The sequence below is a fragment of the Pontibacter kalidii genome, assembly GCF_026278245.1.
GTDB lineage: Bacteria > Bacteroidota > Bacteroidia > Cytophagales > Hymenobacteraceae > Pontibacter > Pontibacter kalidii.
In genome coordinates this window covers 4782043-4797840 of sequence record NZ_CP111079.1, presented here as the reverse complement: position 1 = coordinate 4797840, position 15798 = coordinate 4782043, and the positions used below count along the sequence as shown (strand labels likewise).

Below are 15798 nucleotides of genomic sequence, written 5' to 3'. Positions count from 1 at the left end.
CGGCAGGAACCGATGGCTTCTGACAGAGGCGAGACCGCCTGAGGGAACGTTATACTTTATGAACAAAATTCAAGGTTTTGCTTATGTTAAATATGATTATAACGAGACGGCACGACCATTTAAAATTTTGCCCGTAAGTATAACCATACTATGAAAATAGCTTACTATTCACAAAAATGCTGGAATACGTTAAAACAATCTTAGTGAAGGTCAGCTTCGATAAGATGTTGTTTGAAAAGGAGCTGCGCAAGGCTTTTAAAGTACTCGTGAAGGAGGAAATTGAGCAACTAAAGCAATGGTGCTACGACCAGTTCTCAGGTGTATACCTGATCATCCTTAACCGTGTTTTCCTGAAGCACCAGGTCTGAGTTTATTTCTCTTCTTCCGGGGTGCCCTGCACAAAGCGGATGTTGCGCATCAGGCCGTTGTAGCCGGTGCGCTTCACAGCTGATTTCTTGAACAGCTGTGAGAACACCTCATGTGTCAGCTCCTGCCAATCGCTGGTCTTCAGCTCTTTCAGATGCGGGTGCGGCGCAAAGGCGGGCTCACTGTGCGGTTTGCTGAAGCGGTTCCAGGGGCACACATCCTGGCAGATATCGCAGCCAAACACCCAGTTCCCGAACTTCCCGTCCATCTCCTGCGGCAGCTGATCCTTCAGCTCTATCGTGAAGTAGGAGATGCACTTGCTGCCGTCCACCACGTAAGGCTCTGTAATGGCATTGGTTGGGCAGGCATCGAGGCAGCGGGTGCAGGAGCCGCAGTAGTCTTTAATGGGCCCGTCATACTCCAGCTCCAGGTCGATGATGAGCTCGGCGATGAAGTAGAAGCTGCCTACCTGCGGCGTGATCAGGTTAGAGTTCTTGCCAACCCAGCCCAGCCCGCTTTTCTTCGCCCAGGCCTTGTCGAGCACCGGGGCAGAGTCTACGAAGCAGCGGCCGCCCACCTCCCCTATCTCTTCGTTGATGTAACTCAGCAGCGTTTTGAGCTTATCCTTTATCACGAAGTGGTAATCGGTGCCGTAGGCGTACTTCGATATCTTGTAGGTTTCCTCCTCCTCCTGCTGCGTCTCCTTCTCCGGGTAATAGTTGAGCAGCAGCGACACCACTGACTTGGCGCCATCTACGAGCAAGCGCGGATCGAGGCGCTTGTCGAAGTGGTTTTCCATGTAGTGCATCTGCCCGTGCATGCGCTGGTTCAGCCAACGCTCCAGCCGGGGCGCCTCCTCTTCCAGAAAATCCGCCTTGGAAATGCCGCAGTACATAAAGCCCAGTTCGCTGGCCTTCTGCTTGATGAGGTATGTATACTTCTCTTTGCTCAATTTATACTTGGTGCCGCTTTATACTTTGGAAGCTATTCTTTCAGAAGAACAAAGTTAGGGAGAAAAAGGTCCGATGCTATTATCAATATAATCACAAGCTACCTTCCAAGTATTCCAATTATTAAATATATTGCTTTTATATCTGCAGCAGTACCAACGTATGCTCTGTAGGTGAATAACATCTCTTCTAAGATATCATACTTCTGTCATGAAACCACCTCCCTTTGATCCTGATATTATTTATCAACTTGTAAGCAATAAAGACTGGGAGAAGTTAATAACCATATTCAAGGACCAGAAAAAGTGTAGTTTAATTTTTGATGACCCAAGATTAAGCTCGTTTATTAATCAGTACTTAATAATAGAATTACTTAGTAATACTTTACAGAATCAGAACCCAAGCTTCAAGTATTATCTCCAAGACTTTTATACACTCTATCATTCAACTAAACACAATTTCACTCTCAACCTAGAAGACTATAAAAGGCTTGTTGTCAAGATAGCTGAATTAGAAGCTACTTATGATATCGAAAAAGCTTTGAACTTTGCCCAGCTATTTCCAGAGGAAGAAATATGTTGCCAAATAATCCAACACTATGAAGAGTCGAAGCCTAACATAATAGGCCATTCTCAGCAAGAAGAGGTTCAAGTAACGTATAACAAGTTTATTATTGAAAATGACGGCAGAATAAGTCTATTCAAATCTAGACAGGAATACCTCTTCTACCGCGCGGTAAGAGACATCTTTCAGAGTTTTATGGTGTTCCCAAACGTTGCATTATCGGCAGTAATAGACTTTGAATCAGTCAAAGATCATCTAACTCAAGAAGAAAAGGATTACTTCTTTAAAGCTCTTATAGATTGTGTCATAATTGACAGCGAAGACAACTTTAGAGCTATTAGATTCATAGAGCTTGACAGTCCTTACCACCGAGATTCTCGGCAAAAGATGAAAGATGGCTGGAAGGATAGAATACTAGGAGTTGCTGGTCAAAGGCTAATTAGAATTGAGAGTATTGTAAAACATGAAAATGAAGAGGCGACTATCGCAACATTTAAAAAGCTAATAAGAGAAGTCATCAACGAATAAGCACATGTTTATCCTGACGGCACTGAAGAAATCAAAAGATAATAGTTTCTGATTTATGTTTACATGATCCAGTAATCATCTTTGAATGATGCTAACAAAAAAAGCAGGCCCATCAGAGCCTGCTTTTTCACTTTATCACAAACAGTTTATTTACTCCGGTTGATTGAACAAGCCACCGGAGGCTATCTCCTGCGGCGGAATCTTGCCCAGGTGCCTGTAGGCAGCTTCGGTTGCCTCACGGCCACGCGCGGTACGCTTGATGTAGCCTTCCTGGATCAGGAAGGGCTCATATACTTCCTCGATGGTTTCGGCTTCTTCGCCACAGGCCGTAGCTATAGTGGAGATACCCACCGGACCACCTTTATACTTGTCGATGATGCAGGAAAGGATGCGCTTGTCCATGTCGTCGAGGCCGTTGTGGTCCACGTCGAGGGCGTGCAGGGCAAACTTGGCTATCTCCACATCGATGCTGCCGTCGCTTTTTACCTGGGCAAAGTCACGGGTACGGCGCAGCAGGTTATTGGCAATACGCGGCGTACCCCGGCTGCGGCGGGCAATCTCGAACGCGGCATCCTCGTGTATCGGCGCCCCCAACAAGGCAGACGAACGCTTCACGATGGTGGTCAGCAGTTCGGCATCGTAGTACTCCAGGCGGCTGTTGATACTGAAGCGGGCGCGCAGCGGCGCCGTGAGCAAGCCGGAGCGCGTGGTGGCCCCGATCAGCGTAAACGGGTTCAGGCTGATCTGCACAGAACGGGCGTTCGGTCCCGAATCCAGCATGATGTCGATCTTGTAGTCCTCCATAGCCGAGTACAGGTACTCCTCCACAATCGGGTTCAGGCGGTGGATCTCGTCGATGAACAGCACGTCGTTGGCTTCCAGGTTGGTGAGCAGGCCCGCCAAATCGCTGGGCTTGTCGAGCACCGGGCCGGAGGTCATTTTGATGCCTGCATCCAGCTCTGAAGCAATAATATGCGAGAGCGTAGTTTTACCCAACCCCGGAGGGCCGTGCAGCAGCACGTGGTCCAGGGCTTCGCCGCGGCGTTTGGCCGCCTGCACAAATATCTTCAGGTTCTCCACCACCTTCGCCTGACCGGTAAAGTCACGGAAGCTGAGCGGGCGGAGGGCCTTGTCTATGTCGCGTTCGGCCGGCGTCATGTAATCGTTTTCGCCGGTGAGATAATCTTCTCTCATAAGTATAATCTTCTACAAAAAATGAGCTTTCGCTGCTTCTAAAGGTAACAGTTTCGGCGGTGCTTTCGCTCCATTTCAGCCTACGAATTTACGTATTTTTGCTAACTAAATTATAGTTATTCGCCACAAATCTAATCACGTTAGCAATTCTAAAACAAAGTATGTTAAAATTGATGCAGCTGTAGTACCTTTCGCTCCATGCAACGTCATCAGCAAAGAATTACGAGCCACGCCTTTTTCAGCCCCGGCGACGACTGCCTCAACGCCATCGTGGAAAGTATGGAGCAGGCCGGGAAAAGTATAAAGATCTGCGTGTTCACGATCAGCGACAACCGCATTACGGAGGCCATTCTGGAAGCGCACCGACGTGGGGTAAGTATAAAGATCATCACCGATAACAACAAACTCCACGACACCGGCTCAGATGTCCGGGAGTTGGCTGTACGGGGGTTGGAGGTGCGGATAGATAAAACCCGAAGCCACATGCACCACAAGTTCGCCATTTTTGACGAGGCCCGCGTGCTCACCGGCAGCTACAACTGGACCCGCAGCGCCGCCCTCTACAACCACGAAAACATTCTTATCACCGACAACCTCAGCATTGTGCAGGACTACAGCCGCGAGTTCGACCGCCTCTGGGAAAGTATGATGAAGTACGTGCCGGGCAAAAAGTATAAAGATAAGTATGGGGAGGAGGAAGAGGAGTAGTGACTATGGGCAACGTTTATAAATTTTAGCCCCAAAAAATAGTGGAGGAACAATTCCCCTCCTCGGAGGGGTTAGGGGTGGGTCAATCGTACTCAGATGAAAAGCAAAATCATCCCCTACGAGCCATACTTAAAAGAGCTGGCAAAACAACTGCGACAGAACAGTACATTGTCCGAGGTTATACTTTGGAATGAACTGAAGGGCCGCCAACTTCTTGGCTATGACTTTGACAGACAAAGACCGCTGGATAGCTTTATAATTGATTTTTATTGCAAAGAGCTACAATTAGCAATTGAAGTAGATGGCGATAGCCACGACTATAGCTTTGAAGAAGATGCAAAGCGGCAGGCAGCTTTAGAAAAACTTGGGATAAGATTCCTGCGGTTTGATGATAGGGAAGTAAAACAAGAGTTGAGTAACGTGCTTCGAACAATTGAAGCATGGATAAGAGCCAACCAGCAGAAGTAAAACCCACCCCTAACCCCTCCAAGGAGGGGAATTAAAAAGGCAGCTACTCCCGCAGCTGCCTTTGCTATACTTTATAACTCAAGTTTCGATTAACCCATCCCTGCCCCTCCCAAGAGGGGAATTTTGCAAAATAACAGGCGATTCCCCTCCTCTGGACTAGCCAAAACGCGAGTTTTGAGCTAGCGAGCGCTGCTCTCAGGGGTGGGTTTACACCTGCTCTGCATCAGTAAATCGCAACTTATACTTTAACCGCCACCCGAATAACGAGCAACGAATAACGATCAACGACTACTTAAATGCTTGAATGCCGGTGATATCTGCACCGGTTATCAGCAGGTGAATGTCGTGGGTTCCTTCGTAAGTGATCACGGATTCGAGGTTCATCATGTGGCGCATGATCGGGTACTCGCCCGTAATGCCCATGCCGCCGTGGATCTGGCGTGCTTCGCGGGCGATGTGCAGGGCCATGTCCACGCTGTTGCGCTTGGCCATGGAGATCTGCTGCGTGGTGGCTTTGCCTTCGTTCATCAGCGTGCCCAGTCGCCATACCATCAGCTGGGCTTTGGTGATCTCGGTCAGCATTTCGGCCAGCTTCTTCTGCGTGAGCTGGAAGCCACCGATCGGCTTGTCGAACTGCACACGTTCTTTGCTATACTTAAGCGCCGACTCGTAGCAATCGATAGCCGCACCAATGGCACCCCATGAAATACCGTAACGGGCCGAATCAAGGCAACCCAGCGGGCCACGCAGACCGTCTACATTTGGCAGCAGGTTCTCTTTGGGCACTTTTACGTTATCAAACACCAGCTCACCGGTGCAGCTGGCGCGCAGGCTCCACTTATTATGGATCTCCGGAGTGGTAAAACCTTCCATGCCACGCTCCACGATCAGGCCTTTAATGCGGCCTTCTTCGTTTTTAGCCCACACCACCGCCACCTGGCACTCGGGCGAGTTGGAGATCCACATCTTGGAGCCGTTGAGCAGGTAATGATCGCCCATGTCTTTGATGTTGGTCACCATGCCGCCCGGGTTAGAGCCGAAGTCCGGCTCTGTCAAACCAAAGCAACCCAGCCACTCACCGCTTGCCAGTTTAGGCAGGTACTTTTTGCGCTGCTCCTCGGAGCCATACTTGTAGATGGGGTACATCACCAGCGAGCCTTGCACCGAGGCTGTGGAACGCATGCCCGAATCGCCGCGCTCGATCTCCTGCATGATAATGCCGTAGCTGATGTAATCCAGGCCGCCACCGCCATACTCTGTCGGGATGGTCGGGCCGAAAGCGCCTACATCGCCAAATTTCTTTACAATTTCGGAAGGAAAGTGTGCATCCTGTGCCCACTGCTCAATTTTAGGAGAGATCTCGCGCTTCACAAAGTCGCGCATGGTCTGCCGGATAAGCAAATGCTCTTCGGTGAGCAGATCATCGATGTTATAGTAGTCAGGCGCACCTGTTGATTCGTAAGCCATAGTTTTGTTTTAAGGTGAATGAGAAGTGTAATACGCAAAGATAAAATATTAAATGAATTGTCTAAATCAGGATTTCCAGGTTTGTAAAAGGTGCTCAGGGTGAATGACTTTAGCGGGTCCAACTGCCCCTCCTTATCCAAGGAGGGGAGCCTGTAACTGCTTTAGCCAAAGTATACGTTTCATAGTTGCTGTTCTTGCGCGGACAGGTCGCGACCTGTCCCTACCTCTACAATTATAACCCACCCCTAGCCCCTCCGAGGAGGGGATTCGGCTGCTACTATACGTCAAGTATAAATGCTATAGCCAAAGTATAAAACACTCTCCTGCCGCAAGTTTAGCGCAGTGTAAATGTGGCTGTACTTGACGCAAGTTTTCAACTTGCTTTCTGCGGAAGCAGAAAAGTATACGTGAGCAGATGTATACTTCCGACTGCTCCAGCCAAAGTATACTCTATAGCGCCAGCGATTGTAGCTTTTGCAAAGCAGTTACAAACTGCGGCCAACCCCAACCACATTTACGCTTTCGCTAATCTTGCGGCAGGAGTAGAAGTATACATCCTGCTCATCTTGAAATCCTGATACTGGCAACAAAGAAGCCCCACCGAATGGCGGGGCTTCTTTACAGAAAGTATGAATTTATACTTTAGAATTTCAGGCCAACGGAGAGCAGGAAATTGCGCGTGGCTTGCGGGTAGTAGAAGTTCTCGGTTGTCTGAGCGCCATCGGCAATGTAGCTGAAAGTATAGCCGTTGGCCGCGTACTTCTCGTTAAACACGTTATTCACCAGCAATCCTAACTCCAGCTCTTTCAGTACATTTTTAAACCCGATGTTATAGCGCAGGCGCAGGTCACCTACCTGGTAAGGCCGGATGATGCGGCTTTCGTTTTCAGTATTGTCGAGGTACTGCTTGCTCACCGTTTTGTAGATGAAGGCGGCACGCAGCCCTTTCAGCACCTCCACCTCCAGCTGGCTGGCAGAAATAAAGGCCGGGGAGAAAGCAATGGTCGTTTCGTTGTAGTTGTTCACGGCCTGGTCGCCGTTGTCGTAGTCATCAATAAACTCGTGGAAGCCTTTTATCTTGTTCTGGCTGTAGGCTAAGTTGGAGCTTAATTTGGCCGTGGTTCCCAGGCGCAGGGCACCGGCAAGCTCTATGCCCTGGCGGTAACTCTTGTCGATGTTGGTACGGGTATAGGCTCCCACATCGTTTATCTGGCCTGTCAGCACGAGCTGGTTTTTGTAGTTCATGTAGAAGTAGTTCGCCTCCAGGTCGGCCGTAAGCGGGTTTGCGCCTACCTCTGCCAAGGCCAGCTGCCCGCGGTAGCCCGCCTCTACGTTGCGCAGGGTCTCGTGCTTCGGCCGGCTGCTTGGGGTAGACTCTGTAAAGTCGTCGCGGACCGGTTCGCGGTTGCCCACCGCATAAGAGGCATACAACTGGTGCGTTGGCTGCAGGTTATAAGTGATGCCGGCTTTCGGGTTCACGAAAGTATAATCCACCTCCTGCTCTATATTTTCCAGGTCGTTGTCGAAACCCACGAACGCGTAGTTGATGGTGCGCACCTGTATATCTCCGAACAGATTCAGTCTATCGGTAAGGCCGTAGGTGGCTTTGGCAAAGATGTTGAAATCTGTTTTTTTAGCGTTGTTGTCGTAGTAACGGTCGCCCAGGTTCGAGGTGGAGGCATAGCGTGCCCAGATCACCTCCCCAAAATGGTCGCCGTCGTACGTGTTCCAGGCGCCGCCCAGGGTCGCGTTCAGGCGGGCGTTCGGGTTATACTGCAAGGCATAGGTCACCCCGTAAAAGCTGTTGTCCAGCCAGCGGCGGCGAATGATGTCCGACGACTCAATGGTGTCCCCGCCGATCTCCACGTTGGGCAAGCCGTAATCGGCCAGGTCGTCATCGGCCTTAAACTGCTCGTAGTAGCCACGCCCCAGGGTGTAATGCAGCGCTCCCGAAAAGGTCAGGCCCGGCATAAAATCATGCGAGAGGTGCAGCTGGTAGTGGTCTTGCTGGTAGTTGTCGGTTTCGTTGTCGTAGGTGTAGTAGTTGTACTTGCGGCCGGCGTTCAGCAGGTTCTCCTTGTCTGCTCCCTCTATCCAGTTGCGGTCTATGTAGGCCTGCAGGTCGGCGGCGTTGCCGTACACCAGGGCCTCCGGGGTGCCATACCACGCCTGGTAGGTCTGCTCTTTACCCGAGAAGGTGACGAACTTAACCGAGGTTTTATCGCCGTAATAGCCTCCCGAAAAGTACAGCGACTTCAGGTCGGAGAAGGCTCTGTCAATGTAGCCATCCGACTTGATGCGCGACAGGCGGCCGTCAAAAGCAAATTTCCCGTTGATCAGGCCCGTGCCGAAGCGTACGTTGTTTTTCCAGGTGTTAAAAGAGCCATAGCTGTTATCAGTTTCGGCATAGGCCTCGCGGCGCACTTGCTGGGTCTGGATATTTATACTTGCCCCGAAGGCACCGGCTCCGTTTGTAGAGGTGCCCACACCGCGCTGCACCTGAATATCTTCTACAGACGACGCAAAGTCAGGCATGTTCACAAAGAAAGTACCGTGGCTCTCCGAGTCGTTAACCGGGATGCCATTCACCGTTACGTTGATGCGCGTGATATCGGAGCCCCGGATGCGGATGCCGGTATAGCCCACGCCTGCGCCGGCATCAGAGTTTACCACCACCGATGGCACCTGCTCGAGCAGGTATGGCAAATCCTGCCCAAAGTTGCGCTCGGCTATCTCCTGTTGTGTTACGTTGGTAAAAGTGGTGCCGGTGGTCTGGTCGGCGCGGGTGGCCTGCACAATTACCTCGCTTGCCTGCTGGGCCTGCGGCTGCAGCTGTATCTGCACCTGCTCGTCCTGGGCCAGGTTTATACTTACCTGCCGCTGCTCAAAGCCCAGAAAACTCACCCTTAGCGTGTAGGTGCCGGCCGGAAGGTTGGGAAAAGAGAATGTGCCGCCGCTGCCGGTGGCCGTAGCGGTGTTGGCCCCTTGCAGCACGACGGTAGCACCGGCCAGGGACTCGTTTGTGTCGGCATTGCTCACACGCCCGCTCAGGGTATGCTGCGCCAACAGTTGCATTGGCAGTACAATCGCTGCCAGCGCAATTAAAAAGCTTTTCATTGGTTATAGAAAAAGAAAATGGTGAAACATACAGACATGCCAGGGGTAGGCAGCCTGCTACTTTGTTTCCCGAACCTCTCCCTTCGCCGGCATTACCCGGATCAGGTTCTATGGGTATGATCTCAGCCCGTAATCTTTGGGCACCCCTGAGTACGGGCAAAGGTATGTCGCTTTCTCTTCTAAACCAAAACAGGATTGATTTATACTTCAGCAACCCATAACACAAGCTTGGCGGCTCCTGCTAAATTTTACCTCTGGCAGATAACCACTTAGCCTGAAAGTACGTTCTAAAGCTTAAAAGGGCACTATAGTTTTTACCTTTCGTAAACAAGCTTTTTGCCGCGCCGAGAGATCAGCAGAAGTTGAAAAATAAAAGAGAACCGTGATGATGATCAGCATATTGTATACAGTAGCCTTGCTAACCATACTGGCATATTATGCCTTTTCCCCACGCACTAAATTCAACCGCCCCCCATCTACCGACAACGACGATGATGGAGGCGAGCCTTTAGGAGATGACTTGCCAGATCTGGACCTTCCACCAGGCATATCACTTCCTGTAAGCGACTTCGAACCGAAGTATGACATCAGGAAGATTACGGTTCCGAAATTCCCGGAGCCATCGCTGCACTAGGTCCTAAGCTTTTCAATCAAAAAGCCCCGCTATGTTGAAACATAACGGGGCTTTTTGATTGAAAAGCTTAGGGAGTTTAGGAGTTGGGGAGGTAGAGAGTTTAGGAGTTAGGCGTGATTTATCGTACTCAACATCTAGTAGCGAGAATCTAATAACGAACAACCAATAACGACTGTGCTTACAGCACCGTGATGGTATAGGTGCGGGCGAAACTCTGCTCCGGGGCCAGTTGGTTGATACCCTCCTTCTCGGTGATGTCACCGCTCTCGCCTACCCTGCCGGCAATGCCGCACCAGGGCTCAATGCACACGTAGCGTGGGTGCTCCGGCTTACCCCAGATGCCCAGGTACGGGAAGCCCTCAAACTCCACCTCCACCCTGCGTGCGTTCCTGTGGCTACCCAGCACCACCTTCTCCGACTGCACCTCCTTAAATACCAGCGCATCTTTGTAGAAGTAGCTGCTTTTCAGGGGCAGCACCCGCTCCTGCTCCATTACCGCCTCGGTGTCGCCGTTCTGCAGGCCATCCTCACTCAGCAGATGGCGGTGCAGTGTTTCCTTTTTCTCAAACTCGATGAAGTAATCCTCATACGACTCGTTGGGGTAAAAGGGCACATTAAAACCTGGGTGGCCACCAACAGAGAAGTATAAATTCTGCTTGCCTGTATTGGCGATGTGGTAGGTAACCGAGAGCTTGTTCCACTCCAATGTATAGGCGATCAGCAACCTGAACTCAAACGGGTACTGCTGCAGCGTCTCCTCGTCCTCGGTCAGCTGGAAAACCAGCTTGTCGTGCTGCTCCTCCACCAGCTTGAACTCCTTGCGGCGGGCAAAGCCGTGGCGCTTCATGCCATACTTTTGCCCCTCGTACGTGTACTGCTGCCCCGGTAGCTCCCCCACAATCGGGAAAAGGTTGGGCGCGTGGCCTGTCCATACCTGCGGGTCGGCCTGCCAGATAAACTCCAGGTTCTCATCTTTCTTGATGAAGTGGTGCAGCTCGGCGCCCAGCGTGTCGACGCCCACTTTGTAGTTCTCGTTCTCGAGGAAGTATAGCATGTCCGGTTGTTTAAGGTTGATGTTTCTGCAGGAGCGCCTCCACGTGCCGCGTAGCCAGTTGCAGCCGCTCCTGCTGCTGGCCGCTTATCTCCACGAACGGCACCTGCAGGGCCTCCAGCTCCCGCTTGTACCACTCGTAGAAGAACTGGCGCAGGTGCGGGTGCTCGCGCTGCGGGTCGGGCTCCCACGGCAAATCAACGCCCATCAGCAGGCAAAGGTTGTAGTCCTGCTGCAGTAATTGCTCCTGTATCCAGGCGGGGCAATGGCCAAAGGCATGCTCGCTCCAGATTTTGAGCACCAGCATATCCGTGTCGGCAAAAAGCAGGGTGTTGGCCTGCTGCTGCAGCTCCCGCTCCAGAGCCAGCTGCCCGCGGGCAATGTTTTCTATATCCTCCAGAGTATAAGGTCGGCCCAGGTTGCCCACGTAGCGGCGGGCATACTCCGGCACCCACACGGTGTCGTACCGCGCGGCCAGTTGCTCGGCCAGGGTGGACTTTCCCGTTGACTCGGGCCCGGTAATGGCAATCTTGATCATAAGCACATTGCCGCTGTTGCGGCGCCCAAAGTTAGGTATACTTATGCTAGTATTTGGCCCACAGTTTGCTACTTGTTTTAAAAGTGTAAATTAGCATGATGCAAACAACCTCATTATTCATCCTCGGAGTTATAGAATCCCTCTTGGCCGGTCTTTTCGGCAGGTACAGGGTTCCGGCTCCGCTTCTCATTCCAAGTAAATGAAAAAAGAATTGCGCAACAGCAATGACGAAGTATACTTCACGGTTGAGGTAGACAAGGAAAACGGCTGGCTAAAGGGCTGCTGGTACGGTGCAGTAACCATAGAGCAGGTGAAGTCGGCCGGGCTGCTTTATGTGGATGCCCTGCAGCGAAGCCCTTACTCCAAGATCCTGAACGACGCGCGCCACTATATCGGCTCTTTCCTGGACGCGAATGAGTGGCTGGAGCGGGTGTGCTTTCCGCCCGCTGTGCAGGCCGGGCTGACATGCCTGGCGAGCCTGGTTCCGGAGGGCCATGAGGGTAGGCTTGCCGCAGAGGACCTGGGCAAACGGGCCCGCCCAGGCTTCAAGGTCTACATCTACGACAACGAGGAGGATGCCGTACAATGGCTGAAAGGCTGCAGGTAAGTTCCCTTAACTTTTGAAAGGACTGTCCTGCCCTCCTGCACGAGGGAGAAACTACTGTATGAACTATAAAAGGGAGGGGAGGCAGCCGCAATGGCTGCCTCCCCTCCCTTTTATGTGCCTGTTATAGGGCGCTCTAATTCTCAGAGAAACTGTAGTCGTAGAAGTTGTACACCTCCACCACCTTAGGTTTTACATCTCCGCTTTGTCTCAGAAAAACAAACTTTGGGCGCTCATCCGGAGACTCGTATCCCCACTTCATCCGATTCTCGAACTTTAGCTCGTCGGGCAATTCCAGTTTACGTTGTTTCATGATGCTGCAGCGTTAGTGGTTTAACAAACTACGCCCGTGCGGGGTCGCAGCAATGGGTAGTCACTCCTTTTACGGGGTAACACCAATCATGTAATTAGATAGTTAAAAGATAAAGTATAACTCTGTAACAACCTTTTACCGTTACTGCCCTGGCTCCTTCTCTATTTTATTTAAATTTCCCAGCTCCATAATCCCAAAAACCGCTTGCCGGCACCATTACCGACACTAACTTAGGCCGGCTCCGACATGTATACTTTCTGCCTGCTGGCCCTTCGCTTCCATTCCACCAGGCCGGCAAAGGCCATCACCAGCAGGATAAAGTAAAACACCGCCGAAAATACCAGGCCCTTCACGAAGTATAACGGCATAGAGGCAATGTTCGTGGCTATCCACCAGTACCAGCTCTCCACCTTTTTGCGGGCCATCAGCCACATGCCCGTGTAGGCCGTGGCGCTGGCAAAGGCGTCGGCCCACGGAATCACGCCCTCGTAGAAGGCTTCCTTCAGGTATACCAGGCAGAAGTAGATAACCACGTACAATACCCCGAAAAAGGCCAACTGCTGCCCCCACTGCCTCTGGTCGGAGAACGTAATGTGAAGCACGTGCTCCTCCTGCTTGTTCTTTCTGGCCCACAGCACCCAGCCATACACGCTCAGGATAGTATAATAAACGTTCACGCTCGCCTCCCCGATCAGGTGATACTTAAAGCTGAGGTATACGTAGATGGTCGTGCTGATCAGGCCGATGGGGTATACCAGGATGTCCTCCTTTCGGGAGTACCACACACTTACGATGCCCGCCACTACGGCAATGTACTCCAGTAGGGAGGTTTGCTGCATGCCCGCCACAAACTGCTGCCATACTTCCGGGGCAGAGCCGCCTATCGCCGCCAGCAGAAGGGCACCGGGGCCCGCCTGTATACTTTGCCAGATTTCCATTGCCGCAATTTACACCCCGAAGGTGCACTTGTAAACAAAAGCTTGCTTAATTTTGAATTCCGGTGCAACCTCTCGCTGTGTGTGCCGCTAAAACTATTCTTTATACTTGCCTTACAGAAAAGGAACGATGGATGAGATTACCGCACAGGAGCTGAAAAACAGGCTGGCCCACAGCAGCAACATCCAACTGCTGGATGTGCGTGAGCCGGAGGAGTTTGAAATCTGCAATCTCGGCGGCGAGCTGATCCCGCTGGGGGAGCTTCCCAGGCAGTCGGCCCGCATCCGCCGCGATATCCCGGTAGTGGTGATCTGCCACCACGGCTTCCGCAGCGCCCAAGCCATTAACTACCTTTCCCAGCGCCTGGGCTTCGACAACCTGCTCAACCTGAAGGGCGGCATCCACGCCTGGGCCACGCAGGTAGATCCTACCATGGCTACCTATTAAGATTTATACTTGCGCCTATACTTTATACTTGTGCCTATCTATACATCTGATAGGTGATCGTTTGGTTCAATCATTTTGCCAGTCTGACAGGATTACGTGTGCCAGCCGCATGGACTCAGTTTCCCTCCCGGCAAGGTTTTAACAGTATAACACTGGTAAGAACTTACAACACCCCCGCCTCTCAAGCCAGCGCCACCCACCGGTTAAATCCCTCTATACTTCCTTTTCTCTATACTTTAATGATAGGCACTCCAAAAAAAATACCGGGGTACTTGCGCAAATATCTCCTTAAGTTTCTGTAACTTTACGCGGCAAATAATAACCCCTAATTTATTTGCCATGCGCTCTGATCAGTCTAAGATTTTATTCGAAGCACTCACTTACGACGATGTGCTTCTCCTCCCGGCTTACTCCGAGGTACTCCCACACCAAACTGATACTTCCACCCAGCTAACGCGCAACATCCGCATCAACATTCCTCTTGTTTCGGCCGCCATGGACACGGTTACCGAGGCCGAGCTGGCGATTGCGATGGCGCAGGAAGGCGGTATAGGCATTATCCATAAAAACATGTCGATCAGGAAACAGGCTGAGCAGGTGCGCCGGGTAAAGCGCTCCGAGAGCGGCATGATTCTGGACCCGATCACCCTCAATGAAAAGGCTACCCTGGGCGACGCCGTGCAGATCATGACCGAGAACAAGATCGGCGGTATCCCGATCGTGAACGATGAAGGCAAGCTGACAGGCATCATCACCAACCGCGATCTGCGCTTTCAGCGGGACCTGACCAAGTCTGTTTCCGACATCATGACGAGCGACAACCTGATCACGGCCAAGATAGGCACCGACCTGGCCAAGGCCGAAGACATCCTGCAGGAGTTTAAGATCGAGAAACTGCCTGTGGTGGACGACAATGGCAAGCTGGCCGGCCTGATCACCTACAAGGACATCCTGAAGAAAAAAGACCGTCCCTTTGCCTGCAAAGACGAATATGGCCGCCTGCGCGTGGGCGCTGCCGTGGGGGTAACTCCCGATGTGCTGGACCGCGTGAAGGCGCTGGTAGACGCTGGCGTGGACGTGATCAGCGTGGACACGGCACACGGTCACTCCAAAGGGGTGCTGGAGGCGGTAAGACGCATTAAAACCGAATTCCCGAACGTGGACCTGATTGCCGGTAACATCGCCACCGCCGATGGCGCCAAGGCCCTGGCCGACGCAGGCGCCGACGCTGTGAAGGTGGGCGTGGGCCCGGGCAGTATCTGTACCACCCGCGTGATCGCCGGTATAGGCATGCCGCAGCTCTCTGCCGTGATGGAAGCCGTTAGAGGACTGGAGGGCACCGGCGTGCCGGTTGTTGCTGACGGTGGCATTAAGTTCTCCGGTGATATAGTAAAGGCGCTGGCAGGCGGGGCAAGCACAGCCATGATCGGCTCGCTGCTGGCGGGCACCGAAGAGGCGCCGGGCGAGATGATCATTTACGAGGGCCGTAAGTATAAGACCTACCGCGGCATGGGCTCTGTGGAGGCCATGGAAGAAGGCTCAAAAGACCGTTACTTCCAGGGCAACGAGAAAGACGCCAAGAAGCTGGTGCCGGAGGGAATTGTGGGCCGCGTGGCGTACAAAGGATTTGTAAACGAGGTGATTTACCAGCTGGTAGGCGGCATAAGAGCTGGCATGGGCTACTGCGGCACAGCAGGCATAGAAGACCTGCAGCATGCCAAGATGGTGAAGATTACGGGCGCCGGCCTACGCGAGAGCCATCCGCACGATGTGCAGATTATGCGTGAGGCCCCGAACTACAGCCGCTAAAGTATACATCCTGCAATGGCCACTCCTAAACCGGTGTCCATAAAGGTTTTAGCAGCCAGCGCCGGAGCGCTGGCTGCTATTCTTTTTTATACATATTTATAAAA

General features: G+C 52.0%; 16 protein-coding genes and 1 riboswitch. Of the genes, 8 read left to right on the top strand and 8 right to left on the bottom strand.

Translation table 11 applies throughout. The annotated features are described in order from the left end of the window. Positions 1–176: 176 nt before the first annotated feature. Positions 177–368 (top strand): hypothetical protein, encoded by a 192-nt coding sequence (locus OH144_RS20345; RefSeq protein WP_266204085.1) that lies wholly within the window; start codon positions 177–179, stop codon positions 366–368. 2 nt (positions 369–370) lie between these two features. Here the strand turns inward: OH144_RS20345 and queG are convergent, their stop codons facing one another. After that, positions 371–1318 carry a tRNA epoxyqueuosine(34) reductase QueG gene (gene queG / locus OH144_RS20340; protein WP_266204084.1) on the bottom strand — a complete coding sequence of 316 codons (948 nt, stop codon included), beginning with the start codon at positions 1316–1318 and terminating at the stop codon, positions 371–373. Positions 1319–1526: 208 nt separating this feature from the next. Between queG and OH144_RS20335 the strand changes: the two genes are divergently transcribed. Next, positions 1527–2408 carry a DUF2726 domain-containing protein gene (locus tag OH144_RS20335; RefSeq protein ID WP_266204083.1) on the top strand — a complete coding sequence of 294 codons (882 nt, stop codon included), beginning with the start codon at positions 1527–1529 and terminating at the stop codon, positions 2406–2408. Between the two features lie 150 nt (positions 2409–2558). On the opposite strand, the gene ruvB is transcribed toward OH144_RS20335, so the two are convergent. Beyond that, complete coding sequence (ruvB, locus tag OH144_RS20330) at positions 2559–3602, bottom strand: Holliday junction branch migration DNA helicase RuvB (RefSeq protein ID WP_266204082.1); 1044 nt, start codon at positions 3600–3602, stop codon at positions 2559–2561. 198 nt (positions 3603–3800) lie between these two features. Here ruvB and OH144_RS20325 point away from each other — a divergent pair, with 198 nt between their 5' ends. Further along, entirely contained in the window at positions 3801–4310 is a 510-nt protein-coding gene (locus OH144_RS20325) for a phospholipase D-like domain-containing protein (RefSeq protein WP_266204081.1), read from the top strand. Positions 4311–4406: 96 nt separating this feature from the next. Further along, a complete protein-coding gene (locus OH144_RS20320; protein WP_266204080.1) occupies positions 4407–4778 on the top strand; it encodes an endonuclease domain-containing protein in 372 nt (123 codons plus the stop codon). 288 nt (positions 4779–5066) lie between these two features. On the opposite strand, the gene OH144_RS20315 is transcribed toward OH144_RS20320, so the two are convergent. Then, complete coding sequence (locus OH144_RS20315; protein WP_266204079.1) at positions 5067–6245, bottom strand: acyl-CoA dehydrogenase family protein; 1179 nt, start codon at positions 6243–6245, stop codon at positions 5067–5069. 642 nt (positions 6246–6887) lie between these two features. Next, complete coding sequence (locus OH144_RS20310; protein WP_266204078.1) at positions 6888–9362, bottom strand: TonB-dependent receptor; 2475 nt, start codon at positions 9360–9362, stop codon at positions 6888–6890. Positions 9363–9423: 61 nt separating this feature from the next. Next, a riboswitch (TPP riboswitch) is annotated at positions 9424–9520 on the bottom strand. Positions 9521–9747: 227 nt separating this feature from the next. On the opposite strand from OH144_RS20310, the gene OH144_RS20305 reads away from it, so the two are divergent. Then, positions 9748–9996 carry a hypothetical protein gene (locus OH144_RS20305; RefSeq protein ID WP_073853948.1) on the top strand — a complete coding sequence of 83 codons (249 nt, stop codon included), beginning with the start codon at positions 9748–9750 and terminating at the stop codon, positions 9994–9996. A 178-nt stretch (positions 9997–10174) separates the two neighbouring features. Here OH144_RS20305 and OH144_RS20300 read toward each other — a convergent pair whose 3' ends face one another. Together OH144_RS20300 and OH144_RS20295 are read right to left on the bottom strand one after the other, a co-directional pair. Beyond that, a complete protein-coding gene (locus OH144_RS20300) occupies positions 10175–11050 on the bottom strand; it encodes an aldose 1-epimerase family protein (protein WP_266204077.1) in 876 nt (291 codons plus the stop codon). 10 nt (positions 11051–11060) lie between these two features. After that, positions 11061–11585 carry an ATP-binding protein gene (locus OH144_RS20295; protein ID WP_266204076.1) on the bottom strand — a complete coding sequence of 175 codons (525 nt, stop codon included), beginning with the start codon at positions 11583–11585 and terminating at the stop codon, positions 11061–11063. Between the two features lie 199 nt (positions 11586–11784). On the opposite strand from OH144_RS20295, the gene OH144_RS20290 reads away from it, so the two are divergent. Further along, positions 11785–12192: a hypothetical protein gene (locus OH144_RS20290; RefSeq protein ID WP_266204075.1), complete on the top strand. Its 408-nt coding sequence runs from the start codon at positions 11785–11787 to the stop codon at positions 12190–12192. Between the two features lie 133 nt (positions 12193–12325). Here OH144_RS20290 and OH144_RS20285 read toward each other — a convergent pair whose 3' ends face one another. Beyond that, positions 12326–12502, bottom strand: coding sequence for a hypothetical protein (locus OH144_RS20285; protein WP_266204074.1), 177 nt, complete (start codon positions 12500–12502; stop codon positions 12326–12328). A gap of 230 nt (positions 12503–12732) precedes the next feature. Beyond that, a complete protein-coding gene (pnuC, locus tag OH144_RS20280; protein WP_266204073.1) occupies positions 12733–13440 on the bottom strand; it encodes a nicotinamide riboside transporter PnuC in 708 nt (235 codons plus the stop codon). Positions 13441–13567: 127 nt separating this feature from the next. Between pnuC and OH144_RS20275 the strand changes: the two genes are divergently transcribed. Further along, complete coding sequence (locus OH144_RS20275; protein ID WP_266204072.1) at positions 13568–13885, top strand: rhodanese-like domain-containing protein; 318 nt, start codon at positions 13568–13570, stop codon at positions 13883–13885. A gap of 339 nt (positions 13886–14224) precedes the next feature. Beyond that, positions 14225–15694, top strand: coding sequence for an IMP dehydrogenase (guaB, locus tag OH144_RS20270; protein WP_266204071.1), 1470 nt, complete (start codon positions 14225–14227; stop codon positions 15692–15694). Positions 15695–15798 lie beyond the last annotated feature (104 nt).